Origin of the sequence: Rhodococcus sp. C1 (genome assembly GCF_020809065.1) — a bacterium.
GTDB lineage: Bacteria > Actinomycetota > Actinomycetes > Mycobacteriales > Mycobacteriaceae > Rhodococcus_F > Rhodococcus_F qingshengii.
This window is the reverse complement of record NZ_CP078080.1, coordinates 3,420,682-3,434,883: the sequence shown is the minus strand read 5'-3', so window position 1 is coordinate 3,434,883 and position 14,202 is coordinate 3,420,682. Positions and strand designations below refer to the sequence as shown.

The 14,202-nt window shown below is 63.0% G+C and carries 15 protein-coding genes; 9 read left to right on the top strand and 6 right to left on the bottom strand.

Translation table 11 applies throughout. From position 1 onward, the window contains the following. The first annotated feature begins 51 nt into the window (after positions 1 to 51). Positions 52 to 444, top strand: a complete 393-nt coding sequence (locus KTR60_RS15760) for a DUF2716 domain-containing protein (protein WP_228401016.1) — start codon at positions 52 to 54, stop codon at positions 442 to 444. Between the two features lie 27 nt (positions 445 to 471). Here KTR60_RS15760 and KTR60_RS15755 read toward each other — a convergent pair whose 3' ends face one another. Further along, positions 472 to 1,158, bottom strand: coding sequence for an MBL fold metallo-hydrolase (locus KTR60_RS15755; RefSeq protein WP_161121467.1), 687 nt, complete (start codon positions 1,156 to 1,158; stop codon positions 472 to 474). Between the two features lie 174 nt (positions 1,159 to 1,332). On the opposite strand from KTR60_RS15755, the gene uvrA reads away from it, so the two are divergent. Further along, positions 1,333 to 4,293, top strand: a complete 2,961-nt coding sequence (gene uvrA / locus KTR60_RS15750) for an excinuclease ABC subunit UvrA (RefSeq protein ID WP_228402282.1) — start codon at positions 1,333 to 1,335, stop codon at positions 4,291 to 4,293. A 71-nt stretch (positions 4,294 to 4,364) separates the two neighbouring features. On the opposite strand, the gene KTR60_RS15745 is transcribed toward uvrA, so the two are convergent. After that, on the bottom strand, positions 4,365 to 5,072 hold the full coding sequence (locus KTR60_RS15745) for an alpha/beta fold hydrolase (RefSeq protein WP_030536734.1): 708 nt from the start codon (positions 5,070 to 5,072) through the stop codon (positions 4,365 to 4,367). Between the two features lie 80 nt (positions 5,073 to 5,152). On the opposite strand from KTR60_RS15745, the gene KTR60_RS15740 reads away from it, so the two are divergent. Continuing rightward, on the top strand, positions 5,153 to 5,863 hold the full coding sequence (locus KTR60_RS15740) for a helix-turn-helix transcriptional regulator (RefSeq protein WP_054827277.1): 711 nt from the start codon (positions 5,153 to 5,155) through the stop codon (positions 5,861 to 5,863). A gap of 7 nt (positions 5,864 to 5,870) precedes the next feature. Here the strand turns inward: KTR60_RS15740 and KTR60_RS15735 are convergent, their stop codons facing one another. The 3 genes from KTR60_RS15735 to KTR60_RS15725 form a co-directional block, all read right to left on the bottom strand. Further along, entirely contained in the window at positions 5,871 to 6,041 is a 171-nt protein-coding gene (locus tag KTR60_RS15735) for a DUF1801 domain-containing protein (RefSeq protein WP_225320037.1), read from the bottom strand. A gap of 66 nt (positions 6,042 to 6,107) precedes the next feature. Further along, a complete protein-coding gene (locus tag KTR60_RS15730; RefSeq protein ID WP_228401015.1) occupies positions 6,108 to 6,287 on the bottom strand; it encodes a hypothetical protein in 180 nt (59 codons plus the stop codon). Position 6,288: 1 nt separating this feature from the next. Beyond that, the gene (locus tag KTR60_RS15725; RefSeq protein ID WP_007736262.1) at positions 6,289 to 6,657 is read right to left on the bottom strand and encodes a DUF1844 domain-containing protein; all 369 of its coding nucleotides are present in this window, start codon (positions 6,655 to 6,657) and stop codon (positions 6,289 to 6,291) included. A gap of 369 nt (positions 6,658 to 7,026) precedes the next feature. On the opposite strand from KTR60_RS15725, the gene infC reads away from it, so the two are divergent. The 6 genes from infC to pheT all read left to right on the top strand — a co-directional run bounded on the left by infC (position 7,027) and on the right by pheT (position 13,068). After that, entirely contained in the window at positions 7,027 to 7,719 is a 693-nt protein-coding gene (infC, locus tag KTR60_RS15720) for a translation initiation factor IF-3 (protein ID WP_003944008.1), read from the top strand. 43 nt (positions 7,720 to 7,762) lie between these two features. Then, positions 7,763 to 7,957, top strand: a complete 195-nt coding sequence (gene rpmI, locus KTR60_RS15715) for a 50S ribosomal protein L35 (RefSeq protein WP_003944043.1) — start codon at positions 7,763 to 7,765, stop codon at positions 7,955 to 7,957. Positions 7,958 to 8,020: 63 nt separating this feature from the next. Continuing rightward, the gene (gene rplT, locus KTR60_RS15710) at positions 8,021 to 8,410 is read left to right on the top strand and encodes a 50S ribosomal protein L20 (protein WP_228401014.1); all 390 of its coding nucleotides are present in this window, start codon (positions 8,021 to 8,023) and stop codon (positions 8,408 to 8,410) included. Positions 8,411 to 8,433: 23 nt separating this feature from the next. After that, the gene (locus KTR60_RS15705) at positions 8,434 to 9,264 is read left to right on the top strand and encodes a TrmH family RNA methyltransferase (protein ID WP_007736261.1); all 831 of its coding nucleotides are present in this window, start codon (positions 8,434 to 8,436) and stop codon (positions 9,262 to 9,264) included. A gap of 186 nt (positions 9,265 to 9,450) precedes the next feature. Further along, positions 9,451 to 10,521: a phenylalanine--tRNA ligase subunit alpha gene (gene pheS, locus KTR60_RS15700; protein ID WP_003944109.1), complete on the top strand. Its 1,071-nt coding sequence runs from the start codon at positions 9,451 to 9,453 to the stop codon at positions 10,519 to 10,521. Positions 10,522 to 10,581: 60 nt separating this feature from the next. Beyond that, the gene (gene pheT, locus KTR60_RS15695) at positions 10,582 to 13,068 is read left to right on the top strand and encodes a phenylalanine--tRNA ligase subunit beta (RefSeq protein WP_047270468.1); all 2,487 of its coding nucleotides are present in this window, start codon (positions 10,582 to 10,584) and stop codon (positions 13,066 to 13,068) included. A gap of 57 nt (positions 13,069 to 13,125) precedes the next feature. On the opposite strand, the gene KTR60_RS15690 is transcribed toward pheT, so the two are convergent. Further along, positions 13,126 to 14,187: an Lrp/AsnC family transcriptional regulator gene (locus KTR60_RS15690; RefSeq protein ID WP_228401013.1), complete on the bottom strand. Its 1,062-nt coding sequence runs from the start codon at positions 14,185 to 14,187 to the stop codon at positions 13,126 to 13,128. Between the last annotated feature and the right edge of the window lie 15 nt (positions 14,188 to 14,202).

The following is a 14,202-nucleotide window of genomic DNA, read 5'->3' as shown; positions in this document are numbered from 1 at the left end:
AAGTATCCGTTACCGCGTATCCGCATACGGCGTGTTCGAAGGTGTCACACAATGCACACCGATCAACCACCATGGAGTGGTTGCCACGAAGATATCGCTGAGCCGACGCCGTCCGCGGTCTTCGATTCGGGTGCGGCGCCAGCTGCGACTCCAGGGGCGTGGGCCGCTCGCGTGGATGCGATCCACGCCGAAGCGCTGCGCTGTTTTGTCACCGAATGGAACGACGATCCCAACTTCGTCGTTCTGGATTGGCAGCATCCGGGCTACACCTTCGACACGGAGGCACATGCTGCTGCGAAGGAGCTTGCGGAGTGGCGTGTCCCGGTCTATCCGAACGGCGACTACTACATATTCAGTCGTGACGACTTCACGGAAGGGACTCTGTCGACCTGGCTTCCGCGACTTCGAGTCAACGGTGAACAGGTCGACAGCCAAGTCGGTTAGCGGGTCCAGTACGGAACAGGTGAAACGTCACCAACCGCGTTCGCGCCACTCCGCCAGGTGCGGGCGCTCGGCGCCGAGCGTCGTGTCCTTGCCATGCCCGGGGTAGACGACGGTCGCGTCGTCGTACCTTCCGAACAGCTTGTTTTCCACGTCGTCGAGCAGAGAAGTGAACTTCTCGGGGTCGGCGGTCTTGCCTACTCCGCCGGGGAAGAGTGAGTCGCCGGTGAAGAGGTGAACCTGTCCGCTCGGTTCGGTGAGAGCCAGCGCGATGGAGCCGGGCGTGTGGCCGGACAGGTGAATGACGTCGAGGCTCAAGTTGCCAACGGTCATCTTGTCGCCGTCTTCGAGGAGCACGTCCGGGGTGACGGGAAGGACCTCTGCGTCGAGGGGGTGCGCGGCGGTCGGCACCTTGGTTGCGGCGTGAACGTCTTCGAGGGCCAACCAGTGATCGCCGTGCTGGTGGGTGGTGACGATGGAATCGAAAACAGGTGCTTCCTGTGCGATGAGCGCGATGATCTTCTCGGCTTCGTTGGCCGCGTCGATCAGGAGAGATTTCCCGGTCGTGGAACAGACGACGAGGTAAGTGTTGTTGTCCATGGGGCCGACCGACATCTTCGTGATGACGGCGCCTTCGACTGTGCGCCGCTGAGGGGCAGAATCGGGGGAGACCTGACCGGTGTAGGAGTCGTCGATCACGATGGGCTGATTCGTCATGAAACGCAGGCTACCTTCGAATAGGGGCAGGTAGAGCGATGGGCTCGCCTGGTGAGAAAAACGTGTCGGTGGCTCGGCCTACGATGACGATCGCTCGAGGACTCGCGTTTGCGAGGCCACTCGAGACTTCTCCGGGGGGACGGCCCCGGACGATTGACAATGAAGGGAATTGGTGTGGCGGATCGCCTGATCGTGCGGGGTGCGCGTGAGCACAATCTGCGAGGAGTCGATCTCGACCTCCCGCGAGACAGCCTGATCGTCTTCACCGGGTTGTCCGGCTCCGGCAAGTCCAGCCTCGCGTTCGACACGATCTTCGCCGAAGGTCAGCGCCGCTACGTCGAGTCGCTCTCGGCATACGCGCGTCAGTTCCTCGGTCAGATGGACAAGCCGGATGTGGACTTCATCGAGGGATTGTCTCCTGCGGTGTCGATCGACCAGAAGTCGACCAACCGCAACCCCCGTTCGACGGTGGGCACCATTACCGAGGTCTACGACTACCTCCGACTTCTCTATGCCCGCGCAGGTTCGGCGCACTGCCCGGTGTGTGGTGAGAAGATCGCACGTCAGACGCCCCAGCAGATCGTCGACCAGGTGCTCGAGATGGAAGAGGGCATCAAGTTCCAGGTCCTCGCACCGGTAGTCCGTACTCGTAAGGGCGAGTTCGTCGACCTTTTCGATCAGCTCAATACCCAGGGCTACTCGCGAGTGCGCGTCGACGGTGTCGTCCATTCGCTGGCGGATCCGCCGAAGCTCAAGAAGCAGGAAAAGCACGACATCGAAGTAGTGGTCGACCGATTGCAGGTCAAGGCGAGTTCGAAGCAGCGCCTGACCGACTCGGTCGAGACCGCACTTCGCTTGGCTGAAGGCATCGTGGTCCTCGACTTCGTCGACCGTGAAGAAAATGCACCTGATCGTGAGCGTCGTTTCTCCGAGAAGCTGGCCTGCCCGAATGGCCACGCACTCGCGATCGACGATCTCGAACCGCGCTCGTTCTCCTTCAACTCGCCCTACGGCGCCTGCCCGGAATGCACCGGCCTCGGTATCCGCAAGGAGGTCGACCCGGATCTGGTGGTTCCCGATCCCGACCTGAGTCTCGAAGAGGGTGCAATCGCGCCGTGGTCGATGGGCCAGAGTTCCGAGTACTTCGGACGGTTGCTGTCCGGCCTCGGCGACATTCTCGGATTCGACATGAAGACGCCGTGGAACAAGTTGCCGGCGAAGGCCCGCAAAGCAATCCTCGAAGGCAGTGAGGAGCAGGTTCACGTCCGGTACAAGAATCGGTACGGCCGTACCCGTTCCTACTACGCGGAGTTCGAAGGTGTGATGCCGTTCTTGCACCGCCGGCTCGAACAGACCGAATCCGATCAGATGAAGGAACGCTACGACGGGTACATGCGCGACACCCCGTGCCCGGCGTGTGGTGGTGCTCGCCTGCGCCCCGAAATCCTGTCGGTAACTATCGCGGCGGGAGACTTCGGCAGTAAGTCCATCGCCGAGGTCTGTGAACTGTCGATCTCCGATTGCGCGGATTTCCTGAACAGCCTCACTCTCGGTTCGCGTGAAGAGGCCATCGCGGGTCAGGTCCTCAAGGAAGTTCAGGCGCGCCTCGGCTTCCTGCTCGACGTCGGCCTGGAATACCTTTCCCTCTCGCGAGCCGCGGGCACGTTGTCCGGTGGCGAGGCCCAGCGAATTCGCTTGGCAACGCAGATCGGATCCGGACTCGTCGGTGTGTTGTACGTGCTCGACGAGCCGTCCATCGGGCTGCACCAGCGTGACAACCGGCGACTGATCGAAACCCTGACGCGCCTGCGCGACCTCGGCAACACGCTGATCGTCGTCGAACACGACGAAGACACGATCCGTACATCCGACTGGGTGGTCGACATCGGACCGTACGCCGGCGAGCACGGCGGCAAGGTCGTCCACAGCGGGCCATACGAAGAACTGCTGACGTGTGAAGAATCTCTGACCGGCGCCTACCTGTCAGGTCGTAGCTTCATCGAGGTTCCGGCCATTCGTCGACCGGTGGACCGCAAACGCCAGGTCACGGTCGTCGGAGCTCGCGAGCACAATCTCGACGGCATCGACGTGAGTTTCCCGCTGGGTGTTCTCACCGCTGTCACCGGTGTCTCCGGTTCGGGCAAGTCGACGTTGGTCAACGACATTCTCGCGACCGTTATGGCGAACAAACTCAACGGTGCACGCCAGGTACCTGGGCGTCACACACGAATCAACGGTCTCGATCAGCTGGACAAGCTCGTGCAGGTCGATCAGTCTCCGATCGGCCGGACCCCACGATCGAACGCGGCGACGTACACCGGCGTGTTCGACAAGATCCGAACCCTGTTCGCGGCCACCACGGAAGCGAAAGTCCGCGGTTACCAGCCCGGCCGATTCTCGTTCAACGTCAAGGGCGGACGCTGCGAGGCGTGCTCCGGCGACGGAACGCTGAAGATCGAGATGAACTTCCTGCCGGATGTGTACGTGCCCTGCGAGGTGTGCCACGGCGCCCGGTACAACCGCGAAACGCTCGAGGTCCACTACAAGGGCAAGTCGATCGCCGAGGTACTCGACATGCCTATCGAGGAAGCAGCCGAGTTCTTCCAGCCGGTCACCTCAATTCACCGGTACCTCAAGACGCTGGTCGACGTCGGCCTGGGCTATGTCCGACTGGGTCAGCCGGCTCCGACTCTGTCCGGTGGTGAAGCGCAGCGCGTCAAGCTCGCCGCCGAATTGCAGAAGCGGTCCACCGGTCGCACGGTGTACATCCTCGACGAGCCCACCACGGGTCTGCATTTCGAGGACATCCGCAAGCTCCTGATCGTGATCAACGGTCTGGTGGACAAGGGCAACAGCGTGATCGTGATCGAGCACAATCTCGACGTGATCAAGACGTCGGACTGGGTCGTCGACATGGGACCCGAGGGTGGATCCGGCGGCGGAACCGTTGTGGCGCAAGGTACGCCGGAAGACGTTGCCGCGGTCCCCGAGAGCTACACGGGCAAGTTCCTCAGTGAGGTTCTCACCGCACAGCACGCGCCGGTCAAGGCCAAGCCGATCACCAAGAAGCGTGCGACGAAGGCAGTTGCCGCAAAGAAGGCCGCGCCACGGAAGAAAGCCGCTTCCGTGAGCTAGTAGAACGTGAGCAAGTAGAAATCGGTCAGTGATGCCGGGTCGGAATCGACCCGGCATCACTGCTTTGTCGATCAGGAAGTGCTGGTCTCGAGAATTACGTTGGCGACCTCTTCGGGGCGCGACCACATCGGCCAATGGCCGGTCGGGAGGTCGACGTACGTCACGGGGAGTTTCGCCAGTTCGGCGGCCATCGGATGACCTCCGTCGGCCATCTGGGCGATCACCGCGGAGGGGAACGTGCTGCAAACGACGGTTGACGGCACCTGGTAGCGCTTTTCGTTCGTCAGGACAATCGGCTCACGCGCGGGCCCAGCCGGTTCGGGTACCGCGTTGGCGCGGAACGTCTCCAGAGCTTTCTCGTCGAGTCCTTCGAGGCTGCTGCCGTCCGCTTCGAGCTCTGCCCACGTGGGGAGCGGAATCTCGATGACATCGGAAGCCAGATCCGGTCGCAGCGCAGCGCCGTCGGGCATGGGGCCCGAGTCGACGTAGACGATCCGAGCGACGCGATCCGGGATGCGATCGGTGACGGCGTACCCCACCGGGCCGGCGCCGCTGTGTACGACCAAGACCGTGCGCTCGTCGGAGTCCGATACGGCGTCGACGACTGCACGGACGTGAGCGTCGAAGGTGACCGCTGATCGATCTGTGTCTACTGCGTCGAGCCCGGGCAGTGTCAGGCTGGTCACGCGGGTGTCGGAACGTTCGAGGTGTGGGAGTACTGCATCCCAAGCCCATGAACCGAGCCAGAATCCGGGAACAAGAACGATGTGAGTTTTCATGTACTCACAGTGCACCCGGGTTGGTGACAACAGAGTGTCACCAATTATGTCACCGTTTGGTATCGGAATCTGAGACACTGGTGAACGTGAATCGAGCTGCGAGATTGCATGCTCTCGTCGAGGAACTTCGGCGACAGGGCGATCGAGGGACTACGTGCTCCCGATTGTCCGAGGAATTCGGTGTCACCACCCGGACGATCAAGAGGGATATCGAGACGCTGATGATGTCGGGTGCGGCGATCGAAGCGCGCTCAGGCCCCGGGGGTGGTTACCGACTCGTAGGTCGCGCTACGCTACCGCCGGTGAATTTCACTGTTCCGCAAGCAGTTTCGATCGCGTTGGCCTTGACGGCGATGGGTGATGCTCCGTTTGCGCCGGATGGGCGAGCAGCGCTGGCGAAACTGCTCGATGTGATGGACGAGGAGAGTCGTCGCAAGGTCGCGGAGCTCGGTGGCCGCGTGTGGATTCGCGGTGACGGCGGGGCTCTGACGGATTCGCGCGCGAACCGGCAGGCCGTCGAGCAGGGTCTCGAGCAGAGTCGCGTCGTGTCGTTGCACTACGTGGATGGGGACGGTGCGGAGACGGTGCGGGCAGTTGAGCCGCACATTCTGGCGCAGGACCGTGGTCAGTGGTTTCTCATCGGCTGGTGTCGCGAGCGCGACGCCGTGCGGTGGTTTCGACTTGATCGAATGCGTCGGGCCACGCTGACGAACGATCACTTCACACCACGCGATTCGACCGTCTTCGGGCAACCGCCCGAAGACGCTCGGCCTGTTTCTCCCCGTAGGTGAGTGTGACTCAGTCGATCATGTTGCGGGCTGCGGCAACGGAATCCGTGATCAGTTCGGTCAGGGCCGTCATATCGACGTCGCTCAGCCGTTTGACGTACAGGCAGCCCTTGCCGATTTTGTGCTTGCCGAGGCGAGCGAGCGTGTCGGTGTAGTCGTCGAAGTTCAGCGACAAGTACAACGTGAGCGCGGTGGCCCTGGGGGAGAACCCGATCAGTGGGGTGGAACCTTCGTGGCCACTCGCATATCAGTAGTGCCGTGCCCCGAATCCGATGATGCTCGAGCCCCACATGACAGCAGGCTCGCCGGTTGCGGCCGACAGCAGGGAGATCAGCTCCACGGCGTCGGCGCGTTTGCGGTCGTCGACGCGTGAAATGAATGCGTCGACGTCCTCGGGCGTCGGTTGAGTCTTGTTGGCGGTTGCCAACTCAGTAGACCGGACCGGTGAACTTCTCGCCCGGTCCCTTTCCTGGCTCGTCCGGGTGCGAGGACGCCTCACGGAATGCGCGCTGCAGGGCTTGGAGGCCTTCACGGATGGGTCCGGCATGAGGGCCGAGGTATTCGACCGACGCAGTCACGAGTCCGGCAAGTGCCGTGATGACGCGACGCGCTTCGTCGAGGTCCAGGTAGGGGCTGGAAGACGGATCGGCGTCGGAGAGGCCGAGTTTTTCGGCAGCCGAACTCATCAGCATCACTGCAGCGCGGCTGATGACCTCGACCGCGGGAACTTCGGAGAGTTCGCGGACGTCGGGGTTCGCGCCGTCGGTGTTCTGTTCTGCCTCGAAGTTCTCACTCATGGATGTAAGGATTCCATCAGGCCGTGACGGTGTTGAATCGGGCCTCTCCCGGCAGCACTGGGAGCGGCACCGATTTCTTTCATCTGTGGCGACCTGTTACTCTTGTTGCAACGACCGCCTCCGACTTGTTCGGGGGCAGCAAGTGGAGTCCGACTCCCACCTCTGCACGGCAGGTGAAACTGCAGTTCAGTGGTTCCGGTCACCTGTTATCGGAGACCATTCTTCGTCAGGTTCCTCGCTCAGTCGAGGAGATAGGTTTCGGCGTGAGCTGGATCCTATGTGATCGGTCGACATCGGGCCCCGCGGATGAGCAATCATCACAGCGGGGCTTTTTTGTTGGGGTGCGGGCGGTACGGGCTGCGTGCGGTCATGAAGACCGCACCGTTCAACCTAGGAGGCCCCATCAGCACTGAGACCCGCATCAACGATCGTATCCGCGTTCCCGAGGTTCGTTTGGTCGGACCTGGCGGCGAACAGGTAGGCATCGTGCGTGTTGAAGATGCACTCCGCTTGGCCCTTGAGGCCGACCTCGACCTGGTCGAGGTAGCTCCTGACGCCCGTCCACCGGTCTGCAAGATCATGGACTACGGCAAGTTCAAGTACGAGGCTGCACAGAAGGCACGTGAGTCACGTAAGAACCAGCAGCTGACGGTCATCAAGGAGCAGAAGCTCCGACCCAAGATCGACGACCACGACTACGAGACCAAGAAGCGCAACGTCGTTCGCTTCCTCGAAGCCGGTTCCAAGGTCAAGGTCACGATCATGTTCCGCGGACGTGAGCAGTCACGCCCCGAACTCGGCTACCGCCTTCTGCAGCGTCTGGGAGCAGACGTCGCAGATCTCGGATTCGTCGAAACCTCGGCAAAGCAGGACGGCCGAAACATGACGATGGTCCTGGCACCGCACAAGGGCGCCAAGACTCGTGTCAAGGCGCAGGAGAGCGCTCAGGCGCCAGTGGCTCAGGCTGCTCCGCGTCCGGCTCCGGCCGCACCGGCTTCCAGTGAAGCAGCTCCGGAAGCACCGGCGACCGGCGATGCCGCTCCCGAGGCTCCGGCCAGCTAGTCGATTTCCCAAGATCCACCACGTAACAAGAACTGAGGACTCCATGCCCAAGATGAAGAGCCACAGCGGCGCCTCGAAGCGATTCAAGGTGTCCGGCAGCGGAAAGCTCATGCGCCAGAAGGCCGGCCGTCGCCACCTTCTCGAGCACAAGTCCAGCAGGGTTACCCGTCGTCTCGACGGTGTCGCTGTTGTCAGCCCTGACGACGCTCCGCGCATCAAGCGCATGCTCGGCATCTGAGTCGCCCCCTTACTGACCACCCGGGGCCGTACTTTCAGCCCCTAGATTGACAGGATTTTTCAAGTGGCACGCGTAAAGAGGGCGGTCAACGCCCAGAAGAAGCGTCGTTCAATTCTTGCTGCATCCAGCGGCTACCGTGGACAGCGTTCGCGTCTGTACACCAAGGCCAAGGAGCAGCAGCTCCACTCGCTCACCTACGCGTACCGCGACCGTCGTGCGCGCAAGGGCGAGTTCCGCAAGCTGTGGATCACGCGTATCAACGCTGCAGCTCGTGCAAACGACATCACGTACAACCGCCTCATCCAGGGCCTGCGTCTGGCAGAGGTCGACGTCGACCGCAAGATCCTGGCCGAGCTCGCTGTCTCCGATGCCGAGGCCTTTGCCGGCCTGGTCGTACTCGCGAAGGCCGCTCTGCCGGCTGACGTGAACGCTCCTGCCGGAGAAGCAGCCTGATTCACGCATCACAGCAACGGCCCGTGGACCCGCTCACCGAGCGGACTCCGCGGGTCGTTTCTGCTGTCAAGCTCCTGCGCACAGCAGAACGACGCAAAGCAGGACGTTTCCTCGTCGAGGGCGAGAACTCGGTCACCGAACTGTTGAACGGTGCACTCTCGAATGGCGAGGCCCGCCCGGTGCACGACCTCTTCTACACCGAGGACGCAGCCGAGCGCTATCAGCACGTCATCGATCGGGCGCTGACCGCTGGAGTTCGTGTTGCTCTTGTGACCGATCGAGCCATCAAAGCTCTCAGCGATACCGTCACGCCGCCCGGACTCGTTGCCGTCAGCGATCTACTGGATGTACCGCTGAGCGCAGCCGTCCATCAGGAGACCCGCCTGCTCGCAGTGCCGGTCGAGGTCAACGAACCAGGTAACGCGGGCACCGTCATTCGCATCGCCGACGCAGTGGGTGCCGATGCGGCAATCCTCGCCGGCGACAGCGTCGATCCGCATAACGGCAAGGTCGTTCGTTCGTCGGCGGGCAGCCTGTTTCACCTGCCAGTCGTCCGCGATCGAGACACAGTGTCGGTGATCGAGCAGATTCGCGCAGCTGGCATTCAGATTCTCGCGACTGCAGCTGACGGCGAGGTCGATCTCGACGAGGCCGACGAGTTGCTGAGCAAGCCGACGGCCTGGCTGTTCGGTAACGAAGCGCACGGTCTCGATCCGGCGATCGCCGCGCAGGCTGATCATCGGGTCAGGATTCCGATCCATGGCCGCGCCGAAAGCTTGAACCTCGCGACAGCGGCGGCAATTTGCCTGTACGCAAGCGCGCGGGTGCAAAATCGCGCCACCGATCACGGCTGAAAACGCACGCGAAGACCTCACGGAATCCCATTTGCGGAAGCCTGAGACAATACAAGAGCAGAGACAATGCTCGAGCGAGTTCGAAAGCTCGCTCGCAGTACAAGAAGTAAGCAGTACAAGAAGCACGCAGTACGAGAAGCACGCAGTACGAGAAGTAAACCGAGAAGCGACAGGAGCGTCACAGCCGTGGCCAAAAATGAGGGCGCGACACCGCCGGAGGTCGACGCGAGTGTACTCACCGAAGAGGCGTTGACCGCTGCGGCTGAGAACGCCGAGAAGGCGCTGGCGGACGCCGCTGACCTGGATGCGCTGGCGCACGTCAAGGTGGAGCACCTGGGGGACAAGTCCCCGATCGCCCTCGCGCGCCGGGGTCTCGGCAGCCTTCCGGGCAAGGAAAAGGCGGACGCCGGTAAGCGCGTCAACATCTTCCGCACTCGGATCAACAACGCGTACGACGCTCGTCGTGAGGTCCTCCTCGCCGAGCGTGACGCCGCGGTGTTGGTTGCCGAGGCAATCGATGTCACTCTGCCCTCCGATCGCCACCCCGTCGGGGCGCGTCACCCGATCAGCCTGATTTCCGAGCAGGTCGCCGACGTATTCGTCGCGATGGGTTGGGAAGTTGCCGAGGGTCCGGAGGTGGAGACCGAGCACTTCAACTTCGACGCGCTCAACTTCTTGCCGGATCACCCTGCCCGCACGATGCAGGACACCTTCCACCTGGCACCCGAGAACTCTCGCCAGGTGCTGCGTACCCACACCTCGCCGGTGCAGGTCCGCACGATGCTCTCGCGTGAGGTACCGATCTACGTGGTGTGCCCGGGCCGCACGTTCCGCACCGACGAACTCGATGCGACGCACACGCCTGTCTTCTCGCAGGTCGAGGGCCTGGCCGTCGACAAGGGCCTGACCATGGCCAACCTGCGCGGGACTCTCGACGCGTTCGCTCGTGCCCTTTTCGGCCCCGAGACGCGTACCCGTATGCGCCCCAATTACTTCCCGTTCACGGAACCGTCGGCCGAGGTCGACGTCTGGTTCGCGAACAAGAAGGGCGGCGCAGGCTGGGTCGAGTGGGGCGGCTGCGGCATGGTCAACCCGAACGTTCTGCGCGCCAGCGGTATCGATCCCGACGAGTACTCGGGTTTCGCATTCGGCATGGGCCTCGAGCGGACCCTGCAGTTCCGCAACGGTATCCCGGACATGCGCGACATCGTCGAAGGTGACGTGCGTTTCACGCTGCCCTTCGGTGTCGCAGGCTGACCGATCCGGTCCGCGGAACCTTCACAAAGACTTATCGACAAACGAGAGAGCTGAGCAGACGTGCGAGTAGCGCAATCCTGGCTGACCGAGATCCTGCAGCGGGCAACTCCCAACTGGGAGGTGACCCCGGAAGAGCTGGACGCCGGGTTCGTCCGGGTGGGACTCGAAGTCGAGGAACTCGACACACTCGAGGCGATCGACGGCCCGTTGGTCGTCGGCAAGGTCGTCTCCATCACCGAACTGACCGAGTTCAAGAAGCCGATCCGCTTCTGCCAGGTCGAGGTCGGCGAACCCGAGCCTCGCGGCATCGTCTGTGGCGCGCGCAATTTCAACGAGGGTGACCTCGTCGTCGTTGCGTTGCCCGGCGCGGTGCTGCCCGGCGGATTCGAAATCGCCACTCGCAAGACGTACGGCCAGGTGTCCGACGGCATGATCTGCTCCGTCTCGGAACTCGGTATCGGCAAAGACCATTCGGGCATCTTGGTGCTCGAGCCCGGCACCGCCGAACCCGGCGCCGACGGCAACGAGTTGCTCGGTCTCGGTGACACGATCATCGAACTGAACATCACCCCGGACCGTGGCTACTGCTTCTCGGTCCGCGGTCTCACGCGAGAGCTCGCGTGCGGCTTCGATCTCGAATATGCCGATCCCGCTTCGGTTCCCGCGCACCCGGCTGAGGGTGAAGCCTGGCCGGTGCGCCTCGAACCGGAGTCCAAGGCTTCGCGTTTCGTGATGCGGAAGATCACGGGTATCGATCCGCAGGCAGTGAGCCCGTGGTGGCTGCAGCGTCGACTTCTGCTCTCGGGTGTTCGCCCGATCTCGCCGGCCGTCGACGTCACCAACTACGTGATGCTCGAACTCGGTCAGCCTCTGCACGCGTTCGATGCGACCTCGGTGCAGGGCGACCTGGTGGTCCGTCGCGCCAAGGCGGGGGAGAAGCTGACGACGCTCGACGACGTCGAACGCACGCTCGATCCCGAAGACGTTGTCATCGCTGACGATTCCGGAGTCATCTCGCTGGCTGCCGTCATGGGCGGCGCAACCACCGAGGTGGGAACGGCAACGACGGACATCCTCCTCGAAGGAGCTACCTGGGATCCGCTCGCAGTCTTCAAGACGGCGCGCCGGCACAAGCTGCCGAGTGAGGCGAGCAAGCGTTTCGAGCGCGTCGTCGATCCGGCGATTCCGCTCGCGGCCGTCGACCGCGCAGCCGCTCTGCTGGTCGAGATTGCCGGCGGACGGATCGAACCGGTCCTGACCGACGTGGGCGATGTTGCCCCTCGCGCTGCCATTCGCATGGATATCGACCTGCCCGACCGTGTCGCCGGAGTCACGTACCCCAACGGCACCGCAGCTCGCCGCCTCACCCAGGTTGGCTGCAACGTCGAGGTCGGCGTCAGCGAAGAAGGACACGGCCAGTTGGTCGCGACGCCGCCGTCGTGGCGTCCGGACCTGGTGCAGCCTGCGGACCTCGTCGAGGAAGTTCTTCGCCTCGAAGGTCTCGAGCAGATCCCGTCTGTGCTTCCCGCCGCTCCGGCCGGACGTGGGTTGACTCCGTCGCAGCGGCGAAAGCGCACGGTCTCGAAGGCCGTGGCTCACGCCGGTTACGTCGAGGTCCTTCCTCCGGTCTTCCTGCCGACGAACGTCTTCGACGTCTGGGGCCTCGACGCGGATGATCCGCGCCGCAACACCAGCAAGGTCCTCAACCCGCTCGAAGCCGATCGTCCGGAGTTGGCGACCACGCTGCTCCCGGGTCTGCTGGAGATCCTGGCTCGCAACGCTTCTCGCGGTCAGCGTGATCTGTCGCTGTACGGCATCGCGCAGGTCGTCCTGCCGGGCCCCGACACCAAGCCGGTGGATGCATTGCCGGTGGATCGTCGTCCGACGGACGAGCAGATCGCGAACCTGATCGCGTCGTTGCCGGCTCAGCCCGTGCACATCGCTGCAGTGTTGAGTGGTTTGCGTGAGCCGAGCGGCCCCTGGGGTCCTGGCCGTCAGGCCGAGGCTTCGGACACTTTTGCAGCAGTGCGGGTCATTGCAGCTGCAGCAGGCGTCGAGGTGGAACTGCGTGCGGCGCAGTACCTGCCGTGGCATCCCGGCCGTTGCGCCGAGGTTGTCGTTGACGGCAACGTAGTCGGTCATGCGGGCGAACTGCATCCGGCTGTTCTCGAGCGTGCGGGATTGCCTGCGCGCACTTGTGCACTGGAGATCGACCTCGACGCTTTGCCGTTGGTCGAGAACCTGCCGGCGCCGCGCATTTCGCCCTTCCCCGCAGTGCTCCAGGACGTGGCGGTTGTTGTCGATCGCGATATTCCTGCGGCGAAGGTCCAGGAAGCTCTGCGTTCCGGCGGCGGCGAACTTCTCGAAGACATTCGCCTCTTCGACGTCTTCGAGGGCGAGCAGGTCGGTGAAGGCCGCAAGTCGCTCGCGTTCGCATTGCGATTCCGTGGTGTCGACCGGACGCTGACCGAGGACGAGGCGAGTGCCGCGCGCGATGCAGCAGTGGAGGCGGCTTCCAAGGCTGTCGGTGCGCAGATGCGTGGCTGATTTCCTCAACTGATCACAGAGCCCACGACCGTTGCCGGTGGCGTGGGCTCTGTCGTGTTATCGGCTTTTCGACTGAGGTGAATCGGAAAGCCACACATCTGGCGCAACGGTGTCCGTCCGTCGCCCTTGCTGGTCGAGCACGTGGCCGAGCAGTTTGCGCAGATACAGCACGATGGATCGTTCCGTGACGCAAAGACCCGGAATCTCCTTGCGCAGACGAGTTTCGAATGCATCGAGTTCTGCAGGAGAATGCAGCCACAACTGAACCACCAGGTTGTCGGCGCCCACCACCGCGAAACAGTTTCGGACTTCCGGCGCTCGGCTCAGCACTCGTCCCGCCGTATCGAGAAGCTCGGGTTCGACGCGGCACCACAAAGTGGCGAGCACGGGAAGCCCGGCCAGCGGCCGCGCGAATTCACACCGCAGCGCCACCAACCCCGAAGACGTGAGCCGGTCGATCTGGCGTTTGCACGCAGCGGGACTGACACCGATCGCGTCGGCCAGTTCCTTCATGGGAGTGCGCCCGTCGTAAGCGAGCTTCGTCAGAACCTTGCGATCCTGTTCGGATATCCCGGTCGGCCGAGCGCGCACGGCAGTACGGTTTTCGCTGGTGGTCAGCACACCCTTCTCGGACGGTGCCAGCGCATTGAGTCTCCATCGCCCACCTTCGGTGAACCAGCGTGTGATGATCGAGGTTCGTGTCGCCAGTACACCGTCGATCGTTGCGACGTCTTCCGAGATGAAGCGCGACATCGACGCCAGGTCCGCGGTACCGGCTGTGACGAGCAGATCTGCTCTGCCCGTTGATGCTTCGATGGTCACGGCGTGAGCCGAGCGAGTCAGCCGTGCCGCGACGGTGTCGAGAAGAGCAGGTGAGCAATCGATTTCGATGATCGCTGTGACGATGCTGCCCAGGACCTGTGGCCCTGGAGTGACCGTGACCCAGGCCAACGACGATTCGGAGAGTCGATTCCAACGACGGGCGAGAGTCGCGGCGTCGAGTTCGAGTGGTCCGGCCAACGAAAGCCACTTCGATCGCGGTGCGAGCTGGAGCGCATTGATTATCCTCAGATCGATTTCATCTATCCCGCGACCGTTGCCGGTATCTGGTGCGCTCATAACGTCATTATCCGG

Coding starts and splice junctions, on each gene's coding strand:
- KTR60_RS15760 (WP_228401016.1), top strand. CDS start 52: ATGCACACCGATCAACCACCATGGAGTGGTTGCCACGAAGATATCGCT.
- KTR60_RS15725 (WP_007736262.1), bottom strand. CDS start 6,657: ATGAGTGAGAACTTCGAGGCAGAACAGAACACCGACGGCGCGAACCCC.
- KTR60_RS15690 (WP_228401013.1), bottom strand. CDS start 14,187: ATGAGCGCACCAGATACCGGCAACGGTCGCGGGATAGATGAAATCGAT.
- KTR60_RS15745 (WP_030536734.1), bottom strand. CDS start 5,072: ATGAAAACTCACATCGTTCTTGTTCCCGGATTCTGGCTCGGTTCATGG.
- rpmI (WP_003944043.1), top strand. CDS start 7,763: ATGCCCAAGATGAAGAGCCACAGCGGCGCCTCGAAGCGATTCAAGGTG.
- KTR60_RS15755 (WP_161121467.1), bottom strand. CDS start 1,158: ATGACGAATCAGCCCATCGTGATCGACGACTCCTACACCGGTCAGGTC.
- infC (WP_003944008.1), top strand. CDS start 7,027: ATGAAGACCGCACCGTTCAACCTAGGAGGCCCCATCAGCACTGAGACC.